This window comes from Aeromonas enteropelogenes (genome assembly GCF_000819845.1).
Taxonomy (GTDB): domain Bacteria; phylum Pseudomonadota; class Gammaproteobacteria; order Enterobacterales; family Aeromonadaceae; genus Aeromonas; species Aeromonas enteropelogenes.
The window spans coordinates 1-17,462 of the sequence record NZ_CDCG01000003.1 but is presented as its reverse complement, the minus strand read 5'-3'; the positions used below and the strand labels follow the sequence as shown (position 1 = coordinate 17,462).

General features: G+C 58.6%; 19 protein-coding genes, 1 tRNA gene and 1 pseudogene. 16 read left to right on the top strand and 5 right to left on the bottom strand.

The features are described from left to right. The first annotated feature begins 306 nt into the window (after positions 1–306). On the top strand, positions 307–1,761 hold the full coding sequence (bepA, locus tag BN1123_RS00975) for a beta-barrel assembly-enhancing protease (RefSeq protein WP_412149433.1): 1,455 nt from the start codon (positions 307–309) through the stop codon (positions 1,759–1,761). Positions 1,762–1,865: 104 nt separating this feature from the next. Here the strand turns inward: bepA and BN1123_RS00970 are convergent, their stop codons facing one another. Next, entirely contained in the window at positions 1,866–2,348 is a 483-nt protein-coding gene (locus BN1123_RS00970) for a TlpA disulfide reductase family protein (protein ID WP_042024914.1), read from the bottom strand. Between the two features lie 60 nt (positions 2,349–2,408). Here BN1123_RS00970 and arsC point away from each other — a divergent pair, with 60 nt between their 5' ends. Beyond that, positions 2,409–2,759, top strand: coding sequence for an arsenate reductase (glutaredoxin) (arsC, locus tag BN1123_RS00965; RefSeq protein WP_042024913.1), 351 nt, complete (start codon positions 2,409–2,411; stop codon positions 2,757–2,759). After that, a complete protein-coding gene (locus BN1123_RS00960) occupies positions 2,756–3,139 on the top strand; it encodes a DUF2069 domain-containing protein (protein WP_026457653.1) in 384 nt (127 codons plus the stop codon). The genes arsC and BN1123_RS00960 overlap by 4 nt, the downstream gene beginning before the upstream one ends. A gap of 40 nt (positions 3,140–3,179) precedes the next feature. On the opposite strand, the gene BN1123_RS00955 is transcribed toward BN1123_RS00960, so the two are convergent. Beyond that, on the bottom strand, positions 3,180–3,800 hold the full coding sequence (locus BN1123_RS00955; RefSeq protein ID WP_042024912.1) for an acyl carrier protein phosphodiesterase: 621 nt from the start codon (positions 3,798–3,800) through the stop codon (positions 3,180–3,182). An 11-nt stretch (positions 3,801–3,811) separates the two neighbouring features. Further along, positions 3,812–4,714, bottom strand: coding sequence for a LysO family transporter (locus BN1123_RS00950; RefSeq protein ID WP_042024911.1), 903 nt, complete (start codon positions 4,712–4,714; stop codon positions 3,812–3,814). 533 nt (positions 4,715–5,247) lie between these two features. Between BN1123_RS00950 and BN1123_RS00945 the strand changes: the two genes are divergently transcribed. The 12 genes from BN1123_RS00945 (at position 5,248) to BN1123_RS20420 (ending at position 14,808) form a co-directional block, all read left to right on the top strand. Further along, a complete protein-coding gene (locus tag BN1123_RS00945; RefSeq protein WP_026457651.1) occupies positions 5,248–6,018 on the top strand; it encodes an ABC transporter ATP-binding protein in 771 nt (256 codons plus the stop codon). A gap of 49 nt (positions 6,019–6,067) precedes the next feature. Further along, the gene (locus tag BN1123_RS00940; RefSeq protein WP_042024910.1) at positions 6,068–6,841 is read left to right on the top strand and encodes an ABC transporter substrate-binding protein; all 774 of its coding nucleotides are present in this window, start codon (positions 6,068–6,070) and stop codon (positions 6,839–6,841) included. Between the two features lie 139 nt (positions 6,842–6,980). Further along, positions 6,981–7,721 carry an ABC transporter permease gene (locus BN1123_RS00935; RefSeq protein ID WP_042024909.1) on the top strand — a complete coding sequence of 247 codons (741 nt, stop codon included), beginning with the start codon at positions 6,981–6,983 and terminating at the stop codon, positions 7,719–7,721. Between the two features lie 3 nt (positions 7,722–7,724). Further along, positions 7,725–8,417, top strand: a complete 693-nt coding sequence (locus BN1123_RS00930) for an ABC transporter permease (protein WP_042024908.1) — start codon at positions 7,725–7,727, stop codon at positions 8,415–8,417. A 169-nt stretch (positions 8,418–8,586) separates the two neighbouring features. After that, positions 8,587–9,246: a TIGR01621 family pseudouridine synthase gene (locus tag BN1123_RS00925; protein ID WP_042024907.1), complete on the top strand. Its 660-nt coding sequence runs from the start codon at positions 8,587–8,589 to the stop codon at positions 9,244–9,246. Positions 9,247–9,261: 15 nt separating this feature from the next. Further along, complete coding sequence (locus BN1123_RS00920; RefSeq protein ID WP_042024906.1) at positions 9,262–9,942, top strand: HAD family hydrolase; 681 nt, start codon at positions 9,262–9,264, stop codon at positions 9,940–9,942. Positions 9,943–10,166: 224 nt separating this feature from the next. Next, entirely contained in the window at positions 10,167–11,297 is a 1,131-nt protein-coding gene (gene hppD / locus BN1123_RS00915; protein ID WP_042024905.1) for a 4-hydroxyphenylpyruvate dioxygenase, read from the top strand. Next, positions 11,290–12,447 (top strand): homogentisate 1,2-dioxygenase, encoded by a 1,158-nt coding sequence (locus BN1123_RS00910; protein ID WP_042024904.1) that lies wholly within the window; start codon positions 11,290–11,292, stop codon positions 12,445–12,447. The genes hppD and BN1123_RS00910 overlap by 8 nt, the downstream gene beginning before the upstream one ends. 9 nt (positions 12,448–12,456) lie before the next feature. Further along, positions 12,457–13,452, top strand: coding sequence for a fumarylacetoacetate hydrolase family protein (locus BN1123_RS00905; RefSeq protein WP_042024903.1), 996 nt, complete (start codon positions 12,457–12,459; stop codon positions 13,450–13,452). Between the two features lie 72 nt (positions 13,453–13,524). Then, positions 13,525–14,163, top strand: coding sequence for a maleylacetoacetate isomerase (gene maiA / locus BN1123_RS00900; protein WP_042024902.1), 639 nt, complete (start codon positions 13,525–13,527; stop codon positions 14,161–14,163). 175 nt (positions 14,164–14,338) lie between these two features. Beyond that, positions 14,339–14,530 (top strand): hypothetical protein, encoded by a 192-nt coding sequence (locus BN1123_RS20425; protein ID WP_052449230.1) that lies wholly within the window; start codon positions 14,339–14,341, stop codon positions 14,528–14,530. A gap of 71 nt (positions 14,531–14,601) precedes the next feature. Beyond that, positions 14,602–14,808 carry a DUF1214 domain-containing protein gene (locus tag BN1123_RS20420; RefSeq protein ID WP_052449229.1) on the top strand — a complete coding sequence of 69 codons (207 nt, stop codon included), beginning with the start codon at positions 14,602–14,604 and terminating at the stop codon, positions 14,806–14,808. A gap of 440 nt (positions 14,809–15,248) precedes the next feature. Here BN1123_RS20420 and BN1123_RS00890 read toward each other — a convergent pair. After that, positions 15,249–15,324, bottom strand: a tRNA-Asn gene (locus BN1123_RS00890). A 228-nt stretch (positions 15,325–15,552) separates the two neighbouring features. Between BN1123_RS00890 and BN1123_RS00885 the strand changes: the two genes are divergently transcribed. Next, a complete protein-coding gene (locus tag BN1123_RS00885; protein ID WP_042024901.1) occupies positions 15,553–16,776 on the top strand; it encodes a PDDEXK-like family protein in 1,224 nt (407 codons plus the stop codon). 449 nt (positions 16,777–17,225) lie between these two features. Here the strand turns inward: BN1123_RS00885 and BN1123_RS00880 are convergent. Beyond that, a pseudogene (locus BN1123_RS00880) lies at positions 17,226–17,462 on the bottom strand (IS5/IS1182 family transposase); the annotation flags it as partial.

Genomic DNA, 17,462 nt, shown 5'->3' with positions numbered 1-17,462 from the left:
TTCTGGGGCAAGGGTATTCTGCCGAAGCCCCGGTAGGGTCTGCTGACGTTTCGTCACGACCGCGACGGCGTCAGTTTTTGCGCAAGACCAGGCTGCGCCACCCCCGGGGCATGGATCGAGTCACGACGTTTTGCGCAAAAGCTGGCCTGTCCCTACGGGTTGCGCGGTAAATGACGCCATGCGTCGTTGCAGGAGTGGCCAAGGGTATGGCCATGGTCGGCGTTCCGCGCCTTGCCTGGCGCCATTTGTCGCAGCAATGCGGCTTGCGCCGCAACGTCAACAGACCCTATTGGAGATAGAGATAACGTGGCACGCTTTTCCCCCCTGATGGCATCCATTCCCCTGCTGGCCTCCCTGATGGGCGCCACGTTTCATGCCCAGGCGAACAACCAGCTTCCCGACATCGGCACCGCCGGTGTCTCGGCCCTGCCCATCGAGCAGGAGGTCCGTTACGGCAATGCCTTCATGCGCTTCGCCCGGGCGGGTCTGCCCATCATCGACGACCCCGTGCTCAACCAGTACATCGACGATCTGGGCCAGCGTCTGCTCTCCAATGCCGACGGGGTACGCTTCCCGTTTACCTTTTTCCTCATCAATGACCCCAGCATCAACGCGGCCGCCTTCCTCGGCGGGCGGGTCAAGGTGCATACCGGCCTGTTTCTCTACGCCGACAACGAGAGCGAGCTCGCCTCGGTGCTGGCTCACGAAATCACCCACGTGACCCAGCGCCATATCGCCCGCTACATGGAAGCGCAGGCGAGCAGCTCCGCCATGACCCTGGCCGGTCTGGTGGGCTCCATTGCGCTGGCGGTGATCAACCCCACCGCCGGTATCGCCGCCCTGCAGACCACCCTCGGCCTCTCCATGCAGTCCGCCATCAACTACACCCGCGACAACGAGTACGAAGCGGACCGGATTGGTATGAAGACCCTGTATGACGCCGGCTTCGATCCCATGGGGATGGCGACCTTCTTCCAGAAGCTGGCCGCCGAGTACCGCTATGCCAGCAAGCCGCCCGAGATGCTGCTGACCCACCCGCTGCCGGAGACCCGGATCAGCGAGGCGCGGTCCAGGGCGAGCAACTACAGTCGCCGCAACCTCTCACCCAGCCTCGATTTCTGGCTGGCCAAGGTGCGTATCCAGGTGCGCTACGGCACGGACACCCCCCAGGGGTTGCTGAGCTACTTCGACACCCGCATCCAGAAGGGAGATTATCCCCTCAAGGATGCCGCCATCTACGGCAAGGCGCTGGCGCTGATCCAGCTCAAGCGCACCGACGAGGCGGATGCCCTGATGAAGGAGCTGGCCTCCCGCCATCCGGAAGACTTGTTCGTGGTGGATGCCCTGACCGACATCGATCTCGCCAAGGGGCGCAGCGCCCAGGCCATCGCCCGGCTGGAAAATTTCCGCATCCGCATGCCGGACAACGAGGTGATAGTGGTGAACCTTGGCAACGCCTATCTCGAGAGCGGCAACTACAAGAAATCCATCGCCATTCTCGACCCCTATGCCCGCGAGCATGAGGAGAACAACCTGGCCTGGAACCTGCTCTCCGATGCCTATCGCAAGGCGGGACGGATGACCGAGCTGCACATGGCGCGGGCCGAGATGCTTGCGCTGCGCGGGGATTATCAGGCTGCCATCGACGAGCTCATCGTGGCTCGTGGCACCACCAAGGATCGGATGACGCTAGCCCGGCTCGAAGCCAGGATCACCGAGCTGGAGCGGGCCAAGAAGGATCTCGACAGCCTCAAGGGGTGATGACCCTGTATGCGGTTAGCCAACAAGGGCGCACTTCGGTGCGCCCTTGTCATTGCTGGTGACTGGTGGCGAGTGACAGCCCGTGTGATGACGGGGGTGAAGGGTTAGTTGCCCAAGGTGCGGGCTGCCGCCTTGAGGGCATCGATCTGCGGCTGGTCGAGCTCGCCGACCAGGGTCTGCTGCAGTCGGCCCTTGCCATCGAGCAGATAGCTGGTGGGCAGCCCGGTCGGGCGCGAGAAGGGGAGCGTCGCCGTCTCGTTGGCGATCAGCAGCGGCAATGGGATGTCATAGCGCTCGGCCAGTTGGCCCAGCTCAGCCGGCGTCGCCGGGTCATAGTTGATGGCCACCACGGCGATCTCGCCTTCCCGGGCGAGTGCCGCGAGGCGCGGCATCTCCCGAAGGCAGGGGGCGCACCAGGGGGCGAAATAGTTGACCAGGAGCGGCTTGCCGGCGAAGTGCGACAGGGAGAGAGGCTGGCCCTGCGCATCGGTGAACTCGGGGGCCGGCGTACAGGCGCTCAGCAGGCCGGCCACAATCGCCCAACAAATTCGTTTCAATTCCTTTCCACTGCCGCTTACCCTGACCATCACTTTCCCCTACAATAGCGCCGTTTCTTGTCCCATCTTGCGATTAATCAGGGAGTTACCATGAGCGAGACCCAAATCTACCACAATCCGCGCTGCTCCAAGAGCCGTGAAACCCTGGCCTTGCTGGAACAGCGCGGGATCGCCCCGGACGTGGTGCTCTATCTGGAGCAGGCCCCGAGCGTGGAGACCATCCGTACCCTGCTGGGCCAGCTTGGCTTCACCGATCCGCGCCAGCTGATGCGCACCAAGGAAGATCTCTACAAGGAGCTGGGGCTGGCCGGGCAGAGCGGTGAGGCATTGATCCAGGCGATGCACCAGCATCCCAAGCTGATCGAGCGCCCCATCGTCATCAAGAATGGCCAGGCCCGTATCGGCCGCCCGCCAGAGCAGGTACTGGAGATCCTCAAGTGACCACCCGCCTTGCCCGTCTGCTGACCCTGGTCGGCTTCTTCGGCCTGCTGATCTGGGTGCTGCTGTGGCACCTGTGGCTCTCGCCCCACCCGGACCTCAACCCCTGGCTGCTGCCGGTGATCTGGACTGTGCCCCTGCTATTTCCCCTCAAGGGGATAGTGCAGGGCAACCCCTACACCCACGCCTGGGGCAACTTCGTGCTGATGCCCTACTTCCTCCATGCCCTGACCCTGATCACCACGGATGAAGGGGAGCGGTGGCTGGCGGTGGTGGAGCTGCTGCTCACCACCCTGGCCTTTGTCGGCACCATCTACTACGCCCGCCTGCGTGGCCGCGAGCTGGGTTTAAGCATTCGCAAGAAGAAAGAGGAAGCGAAATAACGCATCCGGCTGTCAAAAACGCCCCGTTCGGGGCGTTTTTTTATGGCGTTTGGTGATGGGCAGCAGCCTCACTGCGGTACTTGGCCAGCTGTTGGCGGCTGAACGCCATCAACTCGGGGTAGAAGCGCAGAAACCCCTGCTCGCACCGGCGCCAGCGGCTCTCATCCAGGGTGAGCAGGGCATCTCCGAGGGGCAGGGGACGGCGCAGGCGACGACCGATGCCGTTGAGGGCCTGACCCAGCCCCTCCCTGTGCTGATAGGAGGCAATCCAGTTCTGCTGCGCCATCCGTGTGAGCGGGGTTGGCAAACCATCCGGCAGGATGCGGTGATCTGCCAACAGCCGGGCATAGCTTTGCTGCAAGAAACTGGGCAGGGGATGCTTGTGAAATTGCGACCAGTGCTGGCTGAGCCAGTGATCGTAGAGCATGTCCACCAGGATGCCGCCAAAGCGGCGCCAGGGAGCCTCGAAGCAGGCCACCGCCGACCTGTGTTCGGGGTGGGCGTCGGTGAAGCCATCTATCTTGCGATGCAGCCAAATGCCCTCATCAAAAGGGGCATCCAGCCCGGTCGGCAGCGGCCCCTTGATAAAATCCCCCAGCAGATTACCGGTGAGGGAGCTCTCGGTGTGGGCCGCCAGATGCAAATGTGCCAGAAAGTTCATGATGCTGGCGCTCAGATCGCCAGAAAGCCCAGGATCAGGATGGGGCCAAGCAGGCTCAGGATAAAGCCCGAGACGATGGCCACCGGGACCACCTGGATGCCCCCCGACTTCTGGATCACCGGCAGGGTGAAATCGAGGGCTGTGGCGCCGCCGTAGCCGATGGCGGCACTGGGGTGGCGGCGCATCAGCACCGGGATGATCAGGATGGCGATAAGCTCGCGGCCGAGATCGTTGATAAAGGCGGCGGAGCCCAGCACGGGGCCCAGCTTGTCAGCCACCAGGATGCCGGAGAGCGAATACCAGCCGAAGCTGGAGCTGATCGCCAGGGCGTGGCTGGCGGGCATCTCCAGCAGCTGGGCGGCCAACAGGCTGCCGAGCCAGCTGCTGAGAATGACGGTGGCGGCTATCTTCATGCCCCAGGGGTTGAGCAGGATCTGGCGCAGCCGCATACCGGAGTTGCGCATCTGCACCCCGATGAGAAACAGCAGCAGCATCAGGGCCCATTCGCTCCATTTGTCGATGGGCAGGGCGCGCAGGTCCACCAGCAGCCCCAGCAGCACGCCGCCGAGCACCACGAAGCAGAGCTGGAGCGACTCCCACAACAGGTGCAATTTGCTCGGCATCTTGCCGTCGCTGGCCTCGTGGGTCGGAGGAGATCGCCGGTCCAGCCACCAGAGCGCCAGCAGGTTGCACAGGGTAATGGCGGTGAGCATGACGCCGGCCACCTTGAAGATCACTGCCAGGTTGCTGCCGAGGTTCTCCACATAGGCAAGCCCCAGCCCCATCAGGAACAAGATAAGGTAGACCATCTTGCCGAGAGACTGGTTGACCAGCTTGATCAGCCGGGCAGAGGAGAGGGGAACCAGATAGCCGATCACCAGAGGTAACAGGATCAGCAACACATTGAGCAACATCGGGGCCTCGGTCACAAAAATTGATAAAAACACCACCTTATCATTACTTCTTGGCTCTGTGTCACATATCTGTGGGTTTACGTGGTTCATCCGACACTTTTTTATCGATTTGTTATCTTTCTGGTGCAAAACAGAGCGCTGAACCAATCTGGTTCCCCACCCGGGTGCATCGCTGTTTTTGCAGGGGAGAGTCCATTTTTCAACAAGATGCGATCAAGGGATGGCTGAATAAAGTGAATTTTGTCTGCTTATCGGTCATTGGCCTGATTTTTCTTGCCACCCTTGCTCTGCAAGTATAAAAAGGCGGTGTTGCCAGAACGGTGCGGTTAGGGTTTTATGCACACAAAGTGCTGAAAAATACCTTGCTGGCCAATAAAAATACAGACAAAACACCAAAGACACCTGTTCTGTATTGTTTTTTAACTATCCCGATGATATTTTCGCTGAAGGTTGCCATCGGTTAACTATTTGTTAAAAAGAGATGGTGTGAGTCACGCCCCAGCGGCGTCTAGGGACAGACAAGGTTGTAATGGATGAGCGACGTTGCCGCACTGGAAGTACGTGATCTGCATAAGTATTTTGGCACCCACGAAGTGCTCAAGGGCATCGACATGACCGCCCACAAGGGGGATGTGATCTCCCTTATCGGCTCCTCCGGCTCGGGGAAGTCGACCTTTCTTCGCTGTATCAATCTGCTGGAAACACCCTCTTCCGGCACGGTTTCCCTTCATGGCGAGCTTATTCGCATGAAAACCAGCCGCGCCGGCGAGCGCCTGCCGGAGGATATGCGCCAGGTGGAGCGCATTCGCAGCCGCCTGGCCATGGTATTTCAAAGTTTCAATCTCTGGTCGCACATGACCATCATGCAGAACATCATAGAGGTGCCCATCCAGGTGCTGAAGGTGCCCCGTGCCGAGGCCATCGCCAAGGCGGAGCATCTGCTCAACCGGGTCGGCCTGTGGGAGCGCCGCGACTACTATCCCGGCCACCTCTCCGGCGGCCAGCAGCAGCGGGCGGCGATAGCCCGTGCCCTGGCGGTGGAACCCGAAGTCATGCTGTTTGACGAACCCACCTCGGCACTGGATCCCGAGCTGGTGGGAGAAGTACTCGGTCTGATGCGTGAGCTGGCCGAAGAGGGGCGCACCATGCTGGTGGTGACCCACGAGATGTCGTTTGCCCGCGATGTATCGAACAAGGTGATGTTCCTGCATCAGGGCCGCGTGGAGGAGGAGGGCAACCCCAAGGAGATCTTCGCCCATCCCAAATCCGAACGGTTCAAGCAATTCATCTCCTCCATCTATTGATGGACGGGATTTCGAATCAACGATCAACTGTTTTATCAAGGAGAGATACATGAACAAGCTGATGCTGGCGACCGCCGTTGTGACTGCTCTGTCTTCCGGCAGCCTGATGGCCAAGGAGTGGAAAGAGGTGCGGATTGGGGTAGAGGGGGCTTACCCTCCCTTCTCCTGGACCGAGCCGAGCGGCGAGGTGAAAGGCTTTGACATCGATATCGCCAACGCCCTGTGCGACGAGATGAAGGTGAAGTGCACCCTGGTCAAGCAGGACTGGGACGGCATCATTCCGGCGCTGCTGTCGCGCAAGTATGACGCCATCATCGCCACCATGGACATCACCGAAGAGCGCAAGAAGAAGGTGGACTTCACCCAGAAGTACCAGCACATTCCGGCCCGTTTCGCCGCCAAGAAAGGCACTGACGTCAAGCTGGATAAGGCCTTCATGGACGGCAAAACCGTGGCGGTGCAGCGCGCCACCTCCATGGACACCTTTATTACCGACAACTTCCCCAACGCCACCATCAAGCGTTATGGCACCGCCGATGAGGCCTACCTCGACCTGAAATCCGGCCGTGTCGACTACGTGCTGGCCGACTCCGCCGCCATCAGCGACGGTCTGCTCAAGAAAGAGGGTGGCGATGCGTTTGAGTTCGTGGGCCCGAAACTGACCGATCCCAAGTGGTTTGGTGAAGGCGCCGGCATCGCGGTACGCAAGGCCGACAAGGATCTGAAAGAGAAATTCAACGCCGCCATCCTGGCCCTGCGTGCCAACGGCAAGTACAAGGAAATCAACGACAAGTACTTCGACTTCGACGTCTACGGCGAGTAACCCCCAAGGCTCCTTGCCGGGAGCAGGAGCCAGGGCGTGACACGCACAATAGCGACAGGTTGACCCTCGTCTGTAGTCATCGGGCCCGTTGTCTCTCGCAAGGGAGTGATGGGCCCGCTTAGTTGCGATGGAACTGCATATGTTTGATTTGAAAGGATACGAAACCTCCCTGCTGGAGGGGGCCTGGGTCACCCTGGAAGTGGCGCTGGCCTCCCTGCTGCTGGCGCTCCTGCTCGGCATGCTGGGGGCGTTGGCCAAGCTCTCCCCCTACAAGTGGGCCCGCGGCTTTGCCACCGCCTACACCACCATCATTCGCGGTATTCCCGATCTGGTGCTGATGATGTTGCTGTTCTTCGGCGGCCAGGTGCTCATCAACAACCTCTGTACCTGGGTCAACGAGACCTACAACAACTATCTGCTGGCGAGCAATCCCAATCAGGAGTGGGTCTCCCTGCTGCCCGATTACATTGACATCAGCCCGTTTGCGGCCGGGGTGGCCACCATCGGCTTTATCTTCGGCGCCTACATGACCGAGACCTTCCGCGGCGCCATCCTGGCGGTGGACAAGGGGGAGCTGGAAGCTGCCCGTGCCTTTGGCATGCGAGCGACCCAGGTGTTTCGTCGCATCCTGTTTCCCCAGATGATGCGCCACGCCTTGCCGGGCTTTGGCAACAACTGGCTGGTGCTGCTGAAAACCACGGCGCTGGTTTCCATCATCGGGCTCGATGACATGGTGCGCAAAGCCTCTCTGGCGGCGGGCTCGACCCAGCTGCCCTTCACCTTCTACATGGCGGTGGCGCTTATCTTCCTGATCTTCACCGCAGTCTCCACCTCGGCACTGAAGTGGGCCGAGCGCCACTACGCGATCAAGACGAGGTAAGCCATGGATTTTTCAATCATCCTCACTGAATGGCCCACCTACTGGCAGGGCCTCTACACCACGGTACTGTTGGTGGCAGCCTCCCTGGTGCTCGGCCTGCTGCTGGCAGTGCCCATGGGCATACTGCGCAACAGCCGCAACTGGCTGATCAAGGAGCCGATCTGGGCCTACATCTACTTCTTTCGCGGCACCCCGCTCTTGGTGCAGCTGTTCATCATCTACTACGGCGCCGCCCAGTGGGAGTGGCTGAAAAACAGCGCCGCCTGGTCGCTCTTTGCCGAGGCCTGGTTCTGCGCCCTGCTGGCGTTCACCCTCAATACTGGCGCCTACACCGCCGAGATAGTGCGTGGCGCCGTGCAGAACATGCCCAAGGGGCAGATTGAGGCGGCCAATGCCTTCGGCATGACCCGCTGGCAGACCCTCACCCGCATCATTTTGCCCAACTCGTTTCGCCGTGCGCTACCGGCCTACAGCAACGAGGTGATCTTCATGCTGCAGGGCTCGGCGGTGGCGGGCATCATCACCATCGTCGATCTGACCGGTGCGGCGCGGATCATCAACTCCCGCTACTACAGTCCGTTTGAGGCGTTCCTGACTGCCGGTCTGCTCTACATGGTGCTGACCTTCGTCATCGTCTGGCTGTTCAAGAAGTGGGAGGCGCGCTGGCACGCCCACTTGCGCCCGCGCAGTGTCTGACAAACGGCTTGCCATACTTGGTGACGACGGCCCCCGCCCGGCAACAGGTGGGGGCCATTTTTTATCCCGGCACATCGGGTTTGCCAAATGGCGGGGGAGCGGGGAGAATGCCTCGCCTGAGCGCGGCACCTTGACGAGCCGCGAAGGTTTTTTTGTTTATCGAGGTTTTATGTACCGGATCCTGTTTCAGCACCCCGCCTTCCTGGTTATCGACAAGCAGCCCGGCATTGGCATGCACGATGAGGGAGGGGAGCCCGGTCTGCTTAATCCGGGTCTGGTCAATCGGGTCAAGGCGGACACGGGCCTCACCCTCTATCCGGTGCACCGCCTCGACAAGATGACCTCCGGGCTGGTGCTGCTGGCGCGCACCACGGAGGCCAACCGCGCCCTCAGTATGGCCTTCGCGGCGCGGGAGGTGAGCAAGCAGTATCTGGCCCTCTCCGATCGCAAGCCGAAGAAGAAGCAGGGCTGGGTGAAGGGGGACATGCAAAAGGGGCGTGGCGGCAGCTGGATGCTGACCCGCACTCTCGACAACCCCGCCATCAGCTGGTTCGATTCGGTGTCGGTGCGCGAGGGGTTGCGCCTCTATCGCATCAAGCCCCAGACTGGCAAAACCCACCAGATCCGGGTGGCCATGAAGAGCATTGGTGCCCCCATCCTCGGGGATGAGCGCTACGGCGGCACGCTGGCCGATCGCGGCTACCTGCACGCCTGGCGCCTGCGCTTTACCCTGGCGAACGAGCCGTTCGACTTTGTCTGCCCACCAAACTTGGGGGCCGAGTTCGTGACCCCTGAACTGGCGGCGGCCATCGAAACCCTGGCGCCCTGAGTCCGGGAGTGCATGATGCAGTTGGTTGATGACACAGAGGAGGCGAAAGCGGGGAGCGCAGCGAAGACGATCGGCTGGATCCTGGCCGATTTTGACGACACCTTGGCCCCCGGTGACAGCCATGCCGGGCTGCTGCGTTACATCCTGCGTCGTCGCCGCTGGCCGCTGCTGTTGCTGCCGGTCATCGCCCTGGGCGGGCTGGTCTATCTATTGCCAAGTCTGCGTCGTCAGGGGATTTCGCTTATCTGGTGGGCCATTACCCTGGGGCTCTCCCCCCTTGGCTGGCGCAAGCTGGTGCGGGCCTATTGCCGCACCCGCCCGGGTCTCTTTCGGGAGGCGCACGCCCTGCTCGATGAGGTGGGCGCGCGCTGCTGGGTGATCTCCGCCAGCCCCCGCGCTCTGGTGCGTGGCCAGCTCTACCAGCAGCGCCCGGGCAAGCTGCCCTGTCGCATCCTTGGCTCGCGCATGCACTACCGCCTCGGCGGCCTGCTGCCGCGGTTTTATTGCCACGGGACGCACAAGCTGTTGCCCGAGGTGCGCACCCTTGAGCCTGTCCTTACCTTAAGCGACAGCCTGCACGATCTGCCGCTGCTGGCGTTAGGGCAAGAAGCCTGGCTTGTCAATCCCACCCCGGCACGGCTCGCGCGGGGGAGGGCGCAACTGCCCCGGCTAATCCCGAAAACCTGGCGACTGTAAGACAAAGCTGACAGGGGGGAGGCACTCCGGCGCTTTGATCGCAGGCCTTCGCCATGAATGTCACAATTCATTTACATTTATGACCTCCCTGGGCGAAAAAGTATCTGAGGGCTCCCTCTTCTCTTCCTGTCGCCCACTGCCTCTAATGAAACAAGTTGTTAACACTTGTCGCGGGCAGTGTGTCACCGCCCGTGCTGTTTTCCTGATGGAGCAAGGAGCGCCCGATGAATGCCACCCCCTCTACCACCCATACCATCAATCCGCTTGGCACCGACGGCTTTGAGTTCGTCGAATACACGGCCCCGGATGCCAAGGGCATTGCCGCCCTCAAGGCGCTGTTCGTCTCCCTGGGGTTTGCCGAGGTCGCCCAGCACAGGCACAAGCAGTGCTGGCTCTATCGCCAGGGGGATATCAACTTCGTGGTCAATGCCGAGCCCCACTCCCAGGCCGAGCAGTTTGCCAGCCTGCACGGGCCGAGTGTCTGCGGCATGGCGTTTCGGGTCTCTGATGCGGGCAGGGCCCAGCAGTACGCCATCGCCAAGGGGGCCAAGCCGTTTGTCGGCAAGATAGGGCCCATGGAGCTCAATATCCCCGCCATCTACGGCATCGGCGAGAGCACGCTGTCGTTTGTCGATCGCTACGGCGAGCGGGGCTCCATCTATGAGGTGGATTTTGTCTTCTATCCCGACTGGCAGGCGCGCATGGCTGAAGTGGATGCCGGGCTGCTTGATATTGATCACCTGACCCACAACGTCCATCGCGGCAACATGGATGTGTGGTCGAACTTTTACGAGCGGATCGGCAACTTTCGCGAAATTCGCTACTTCGACATCGAGGGCAAGCTGACGGGGCTTCATTCCCGTGCCATGACGGCTCCCTGCGGCAAAATTCGCATCCCCATCAACGAGTCGGCGGACGACAAGTCCCAGATCGAGGAGTACCTGCGCCAGTACAAGGGGGAGGGGATCCAGCATATCGCCCTGGCGTCCGCCGACATCTACCAGACCATTCGCACCCTGCGCAGTCGTGGCACCGGATTTATGCCCACTCCCGACACCTACTACGAGAAAGTGAACAGCCGGGTCGAGGGGCACCAGGAGGATCTGACGGCGCTGAAAGAGTTGCGCATCCTCATCGACGGCTCCCCCACCAAGGACGGCATACTGCTGCAGATCTTCACCGACACCGTCATCGGCCCCGTCTTCTTCGAGATCATCCAGCGCAAGGGCAACGAGGGCTTTGGCGAGGGCAATTTCCAGGCATTGTTTGAATCCATCGAACTGGATCAGATCCGCCGTGGCGTGCTCAGTGGCAGCGAACAGGGTGAGAGAAAAGGGGAGGAGAGTGATGCGTAACTGGATAAGTTTCCCCCATCGGGAGGGGACCCACTCCCGCCAGGCTCATGCCGACCTGCCCGAGCAGGCCATCTACGAGCGTGAACTGGGCCGCGCCGGCTTTTTCGGCCCCGCCACCCACATGCACCACAAGCATGCCCCCACCGACTGGATCAACTGGGATGGGCCGCTGCGCCCCCGGGCCTTCGATCTCAACGGCTTGCAGGAGGAGGTCAGCTCCCTCTCCCCCTGGGTGATGCCGGATATTCTGAGCAACCCTCACTGCCGCTACCGGATCTGGCGCCTGCATGAGCCCATGCCGTTTCTGGTGCGCAACGCCGACGGCGACGAGCTGTTGTTCATCCACGAGGGGGGCGGCGAGTTCTACTGCGACTACGGTCACCTGACCCTGCGGGATGGCGACTATGTGGTGATCCCCCGCGGCACCATGTGGCGCATCGAGCCCACCGCGCCCCTCTTTATCCTGATGATCGAGGCGACCAACGATAGCTACCAGCTGCCGGACAAGGGGCTGGTGGGCAATCACGCCATCTTCGATCCGGCGGCGCTCGATGTGCCCGCCATCAACGAACGTTTCTTGGCCCAGCAGGATGAAAACCCTTGGTCGCTGCAGGTCAAGCGCCACGATCAGGTCTCCGTCATCACCTGGCCGTTCAATCCGCTCGATGCCCAGGGGTGGCACGGGGACTTGTGCGTGGTGCGCCTCAACTGGCGCGACATCCGCCCGCTGATGAGCCATCGCTACCATCTGCCCCCCTCGGCCCACTCTACCTTCGTGGCGAGCCGCTTCGTGGTCTGCACCTTCGTGCCGCGCCCCATCGAGAGCGATCCCGGCGCCCTCAAGGTGCCCTTCTACCACAGCAACGACGACTACGACGAGGTGCTCTTCTATCACGCTGGGGACTTCTTCAGCAGAGACAACATAGAGCGGGGCATGGTCACCTTCCATCCCGCCGGGTTCACCCATGGCCCCCATCCCAAGGCGTTTGCGGCGGGGCAGGCCTATGCCAAGAAGTTCACCGATGAGGTGGCGGTCATGCTCGATACCCGCGATGCGCTCAACGTCGGCAGCCTGTGCGAGGGGATAGAAAACCCGGCGTATGTCACCAGCTGGCAGCGCCCCGGACTCACCAGTGGTAGCGGCAAATAAGGAGTCATCATGAAACTGGCAACATTGAACAATGGCAAGCGCGACGGCGCCCTGGTAGTGGTGAGTCGCGATCTGAGCCGCGCGGTGCGCGTGCTGCACCTTGCCGCCACCCTGCAGGCAGCCCTCGACGAGTGGGCCGAGCTTGCGCCCAAGCTTACCGCCGTCTATCAGCAGCTCAACGATGGAGAGTGCCCCGAGGCGTTTCCTTTCGACGAGACGGCCTGCCTCTCCCCCTTGCCCCGCGCCTATCAGTGGGCCGACGGCAGTGCCTACATCAATCACGTGGAGCTGGTGCGCAAGGCCCGTGGCGCCGAGATGCCTTCGAGCTTCTGGCACGATCCTCTGATGTATCAGGGGGGCTCCGACAGCTTTCTCGCCCCCCGTGGCCCCATCGTCATGGAGTCCGAGGCGTGGGGCATCGATTTTGAGTCCGAGATCGCCATCATCACCGACGATGTGCCCATGGGGGTGAGCCGTGAGGCCGCAGCCAGCCACGTCAAGCTCTTGATGCTGGTCAACGACGTGAGCCTGCGCAACCTTATTCCGGCAGAGCTTGCCAAGGGTTTTGGCTTCTTCCAGTCCAAGCCCTCCAGCGCCTTTTCGCCGGTGGCCATCACCCCGGACGAGCTGGGGGAGGATTGGCGTGAGGGCAAGGTTCACCTGCCCCTTGAAACCTACCTCAACGGCGCTCTGTTCGGCGCGCCCGATGCGGGGGTGGACATGACCTTCAACTTCTATGAGCTGATCGCCCACGCCGCCAAGACCCGGCCGCTCGGGGCGGGCTGCATCATAGGGTCGGGTACCGTCTCCAACTATGATCGCAGCGCCGGATCATCTTGTCTGGCCGAACAGCGCATGCTGGAAATTCTTGATTGTGATCAAGCTACAACCCCCTACCTGAAGTTTGGTGATAGAGTGGCCATCACCATGCAGGATCGCCATGGCAAGAGTCTGTTTGGCACCATCTCCCAGCAAGTGGTGCAAGGTGGTGGCCAAACGGGGTAATGATTCCCGAGCGTACGGGGGCCGACCCAGGGTGAGCTCGCCCCGGGTCGGCAGATAAAAAAAGGACGAAGTATGTTGCAGTTGTTTGGCTATTGGCGCTCATCGGCAAGTTTCAGGGTACGGATCGTGTTGCAGCTCAAGGGGCTCGATTACGAGCAGCATCCGATCAATTTGCGGCAGGATGAGCAGCGGGAGAAAGCCTATCGTCGGGTCAATCCGCAAGGCTTGGTGCCCTTTCTGGTGGATGGGGATGTGCGGGTCGGCCAGTCGGTCGCCATCATGGAGTACCTTGATGAAACCTATCCTGCCCACCCCCTGATGCCCTCGGCCGCAGAGGACAAGGCCCAGGTACGCCAGATCGTCAACATGATCGCCTGTGACATCCACCCCCTCAACAATCTGCGAGTCCTCAATTATCTGGGCCAGGAGTTCAGGGTCAGCAAGGCGCAGGAGGCGGCTTGGTATCGCCACTGGATCACCGAGACCTTCACCGCCCTCGAACAGCTGTTGATGAGCACGGCCGGTGTTTATTGCGTCGGGGACGAAGTGACCCTGGCTGATTGCATGCTGGTGCCCCAGGTCTACAACGCCCGCCGCTACGAGATGTCGCTGGAGGAGTACCCCACCATCAGCCGCATCGTCGCCAACTGCGAGCAGTTGCAGGCCTTTATCAAGGCCGCTCCCGCCAATCAGCCGGATGCACAGCCTTGATATCGCTCTTGGCTCGCCCAGTATTATGCATTCTTCGCTCTGACCCCTATTTCAGACTGGTTGGGGCGTGTAGTGCGCTATGTAGTGGTCAACTAATTCCTGACAGTTGGTTAGGCCCAACCTCGGCTTTTGCCGGCGGTATCCCGTCGCCGAGCGTGACCGCTTATTGATGGCTATGCTCAAACCTCTCGGCATAGAGAAAGGCAAACCCTTCAAGCCGGACGAGCGTCAGACCAAGTTGCTGACCGAAGGCTCCTTGGTCGGCGAAGCCATGGCCAAGGCCAACGATGTAGAGACGCGGCTGGCAGCAGGCCACTATGCGGAGGGCACGGGCTGGCATTTTTCCATCGTGCTCGATCCCTCGTAGCGAGCTGAGTTCTACGGCAAGCTCGATGGCGCGCCGCATGGTTCTACGAGGCTGTTACCACATCGAGTAGTATGGTGACCAAGATTCCGGTCATCGATCAGGTCTATCTCGGAGCCTACAAGGACAAGGACTGCGACTGGCTTGACGGTGCGAAGAGCTACCGGCTTCAAGTCCCGCCCAATGCTCCAGTCGCACAATTCTGGTCGGTGACCGTTTACGATGTCTCCTCGCGCTGTTTGATCGCTAATCCGACCCAACAAGTGGATTGTTCCTCGTAAATGGCGTTGCAGAAGAACGACGATGGCAGCGCCGATCTCTATGTTGGGCCGACAGCCCCGAAGGGGAAAGAAAGCAATTGGAACGAAACGGTGGTTTAGCTACTTCTGGCTCTATGGCCCGGAACAGGCCCACTTTGACCGCAGTTGGGTCATCGGGGACTTTGAGAAGGTGAAATGGTGAAAAGCGTTTGAGTGTCAAGAAAACCGCGATAGCGAACCAAGTATTGCACCGGCCGCCGATGAGCTTCGGCGTTAGGTCAAAGTCTACGGGGATATCTTGGCACTGGATGTTGCCGTACCCCTACACCAGGGAGATATTGTTGCTGCGAAAAATAGGGCGTATTGATTGTTCACTGTGAGAACGCTGGGAGAGCATGCTGTAAAGCATGGAACAGAAGCAGAAACGAAAAAGCCCAGCCATAAGGCTGGGCTTTAGAATGTGGCTCCCTCGACAGGACTTGAACCTGTGACATACGGATTAACAGTCCGCCGTTCTACCGACTGAACTACGAGGGAATTGGCTCCTCCTACTGGACTTCATTCATTTATCAACGGATTGGGATAACCGCCGAGCCGTCGCGTCCGTCGAGACTTTTTAGCCATTTATGATCCCACTTGAGCGAGCTTGATGATAAGCCCCAAACGTTTCCCATGTGATATTGATCAGATGTCTTATGGTTTGCGCTTGCCCAAATGATGAACTGCGTTAGTCTGTCGTGCATCATCTGTAAAAAGGATAATAAAATGAATGTCATACAGCAGCAGGCTGTCGCACTTCTTGAAAACGTGGCTCGCTGGGCTGAGGTCACTCGTCGAGCGAAATCTCGCTATCAGGCCGAGCTGGCACCAGATTTCAGCCTGATGGACTGGCTAAAGAATGATGAACTAGCACTTTCGCGTTATCTTTGTTTTTTACTATCCCCTAATGAAAGTCATGGGCAGTCAATATTGTTTCTAAGAGGATTTACCAATCTCATTGAAAAGATGGGACACAATAGCCCTATAGTTGATAAGGACTGCCTTTATAAGGCCAGAGTAGATTATGAAGTCATTATAGAAAATGGCAGAAAAATAGATCTTTTGTTGACAACATTAGACGGTTTTATTGCTATAGAAAATAAGCCATGGGCTGAGGACCAAGAGAATCAATTAAGAGACTATGCGCAATGGCTAAATAAGATGGAGAGACCGTGGAAATTAATATACTTATGCAATCATGAACCCGGCGAATGGACTCTTCCGAATGACACACCAGACTTTTTGAAAGAACATATTCTGACAATATCTTGGTATGATGTCATCAGATGGTTAGGCGATTGTTTATTGTACGTTCGTGCAGGCACAGTCAGAATCTTTGTTGAGTCACTAATTAAATACATAAATCAATCAATTAACGGAGAATTTATTGTGGATAACAACGATGAATTATCTGAAATCATCCAAAAAGATAGTAATACTATAGAGTCTGCATTTCTTATTTATAACCAGATAGAAAGTGTGCGTAAAAAGTTATATGAAAAATTGATTTCAGATCTGAATAAAAAACTGATTCCATATGATTTAAAAATCAACTTTACTGATGTAGATACATCTAGTCGATGGGCTGGGTTTTATATACCTTTAAGTTCTAGTGATACTTATTGTCTTTGCTGGGAGTTTGACCGCGCTAACTTTAATGGTTTGTATTTTGGTATATCAGGAGTAAGTAAAAAAGAAGGCCAAACCGCTAACATTTCAGCAGCTATGTCAGAACTTTTCCCTCATATGCAAGGTAAATCAAATAAATATTGGTCATGGTGGAGTTGGGACCTAGATCCACAGGGAAAAAATAGGATTCCTCAATACTGGGGTAATGATGGTGCGGTCTGGGCAAAGCTCGGTGAACGTGATGAAAACAGTGTCTTTGCTGCACTGTATGAAGTGATAATTACTATTCACGAAAAAATGAATATGAAGCTATTTATGTAAGGATGAATAATTGATAAGCCACCATGGACACTAGGAAAATGCGAGCTATTCCTGTGAGTCATTATAGCATCGGGAGCGCATTTCCCATCGTGGCAATCACCTATATCACTAAGGTTTTGGCCTACTAAACAATGTGAGATTGTGAGCGAGCTGAGATCTCTTTGCCGGGTCGCAAACCCTGATATCAGGAGCCATTGGTAACATCAGATAGAAAAAACGCCAGCCCCGAAGGACTGGCGTTGATATTTTACTCATTTTATCCCAATAGAGATTCTGCTACGCCATCGTTTTCCTCACAAGATTGATCTTCTCGCGACGGTTGCGTCGGGGTGACGGAAGGATCCGCCACGTCGTCGCATTCGCCACGACTTTGGTTAGCTTTTGGCTCGAACCGGCGTTGTTGCCCAAATCAGCCAGCAAACCATGACTTCCCCAGCCCTGGGTAACCGCTACACTCGGGGCTTTCTGACAGGTAGGCCCAGGGTATTCAGCTTGTTTATGGCGCTGACATACGCCATGACTTCTCCCACTTGGCCGTTGTAGTTGCGCAGACTGATTTTCCCCGCCAGCAACTGCTTGAACCGATACATCGCCGTCTCTGCCAGCGAGCGACGGTGATACCCCGATATCTTCTTCCAGTGCGCCAGCCCTTCCTTGCGCATCACTAGCACAGCGTCATTTCTTGG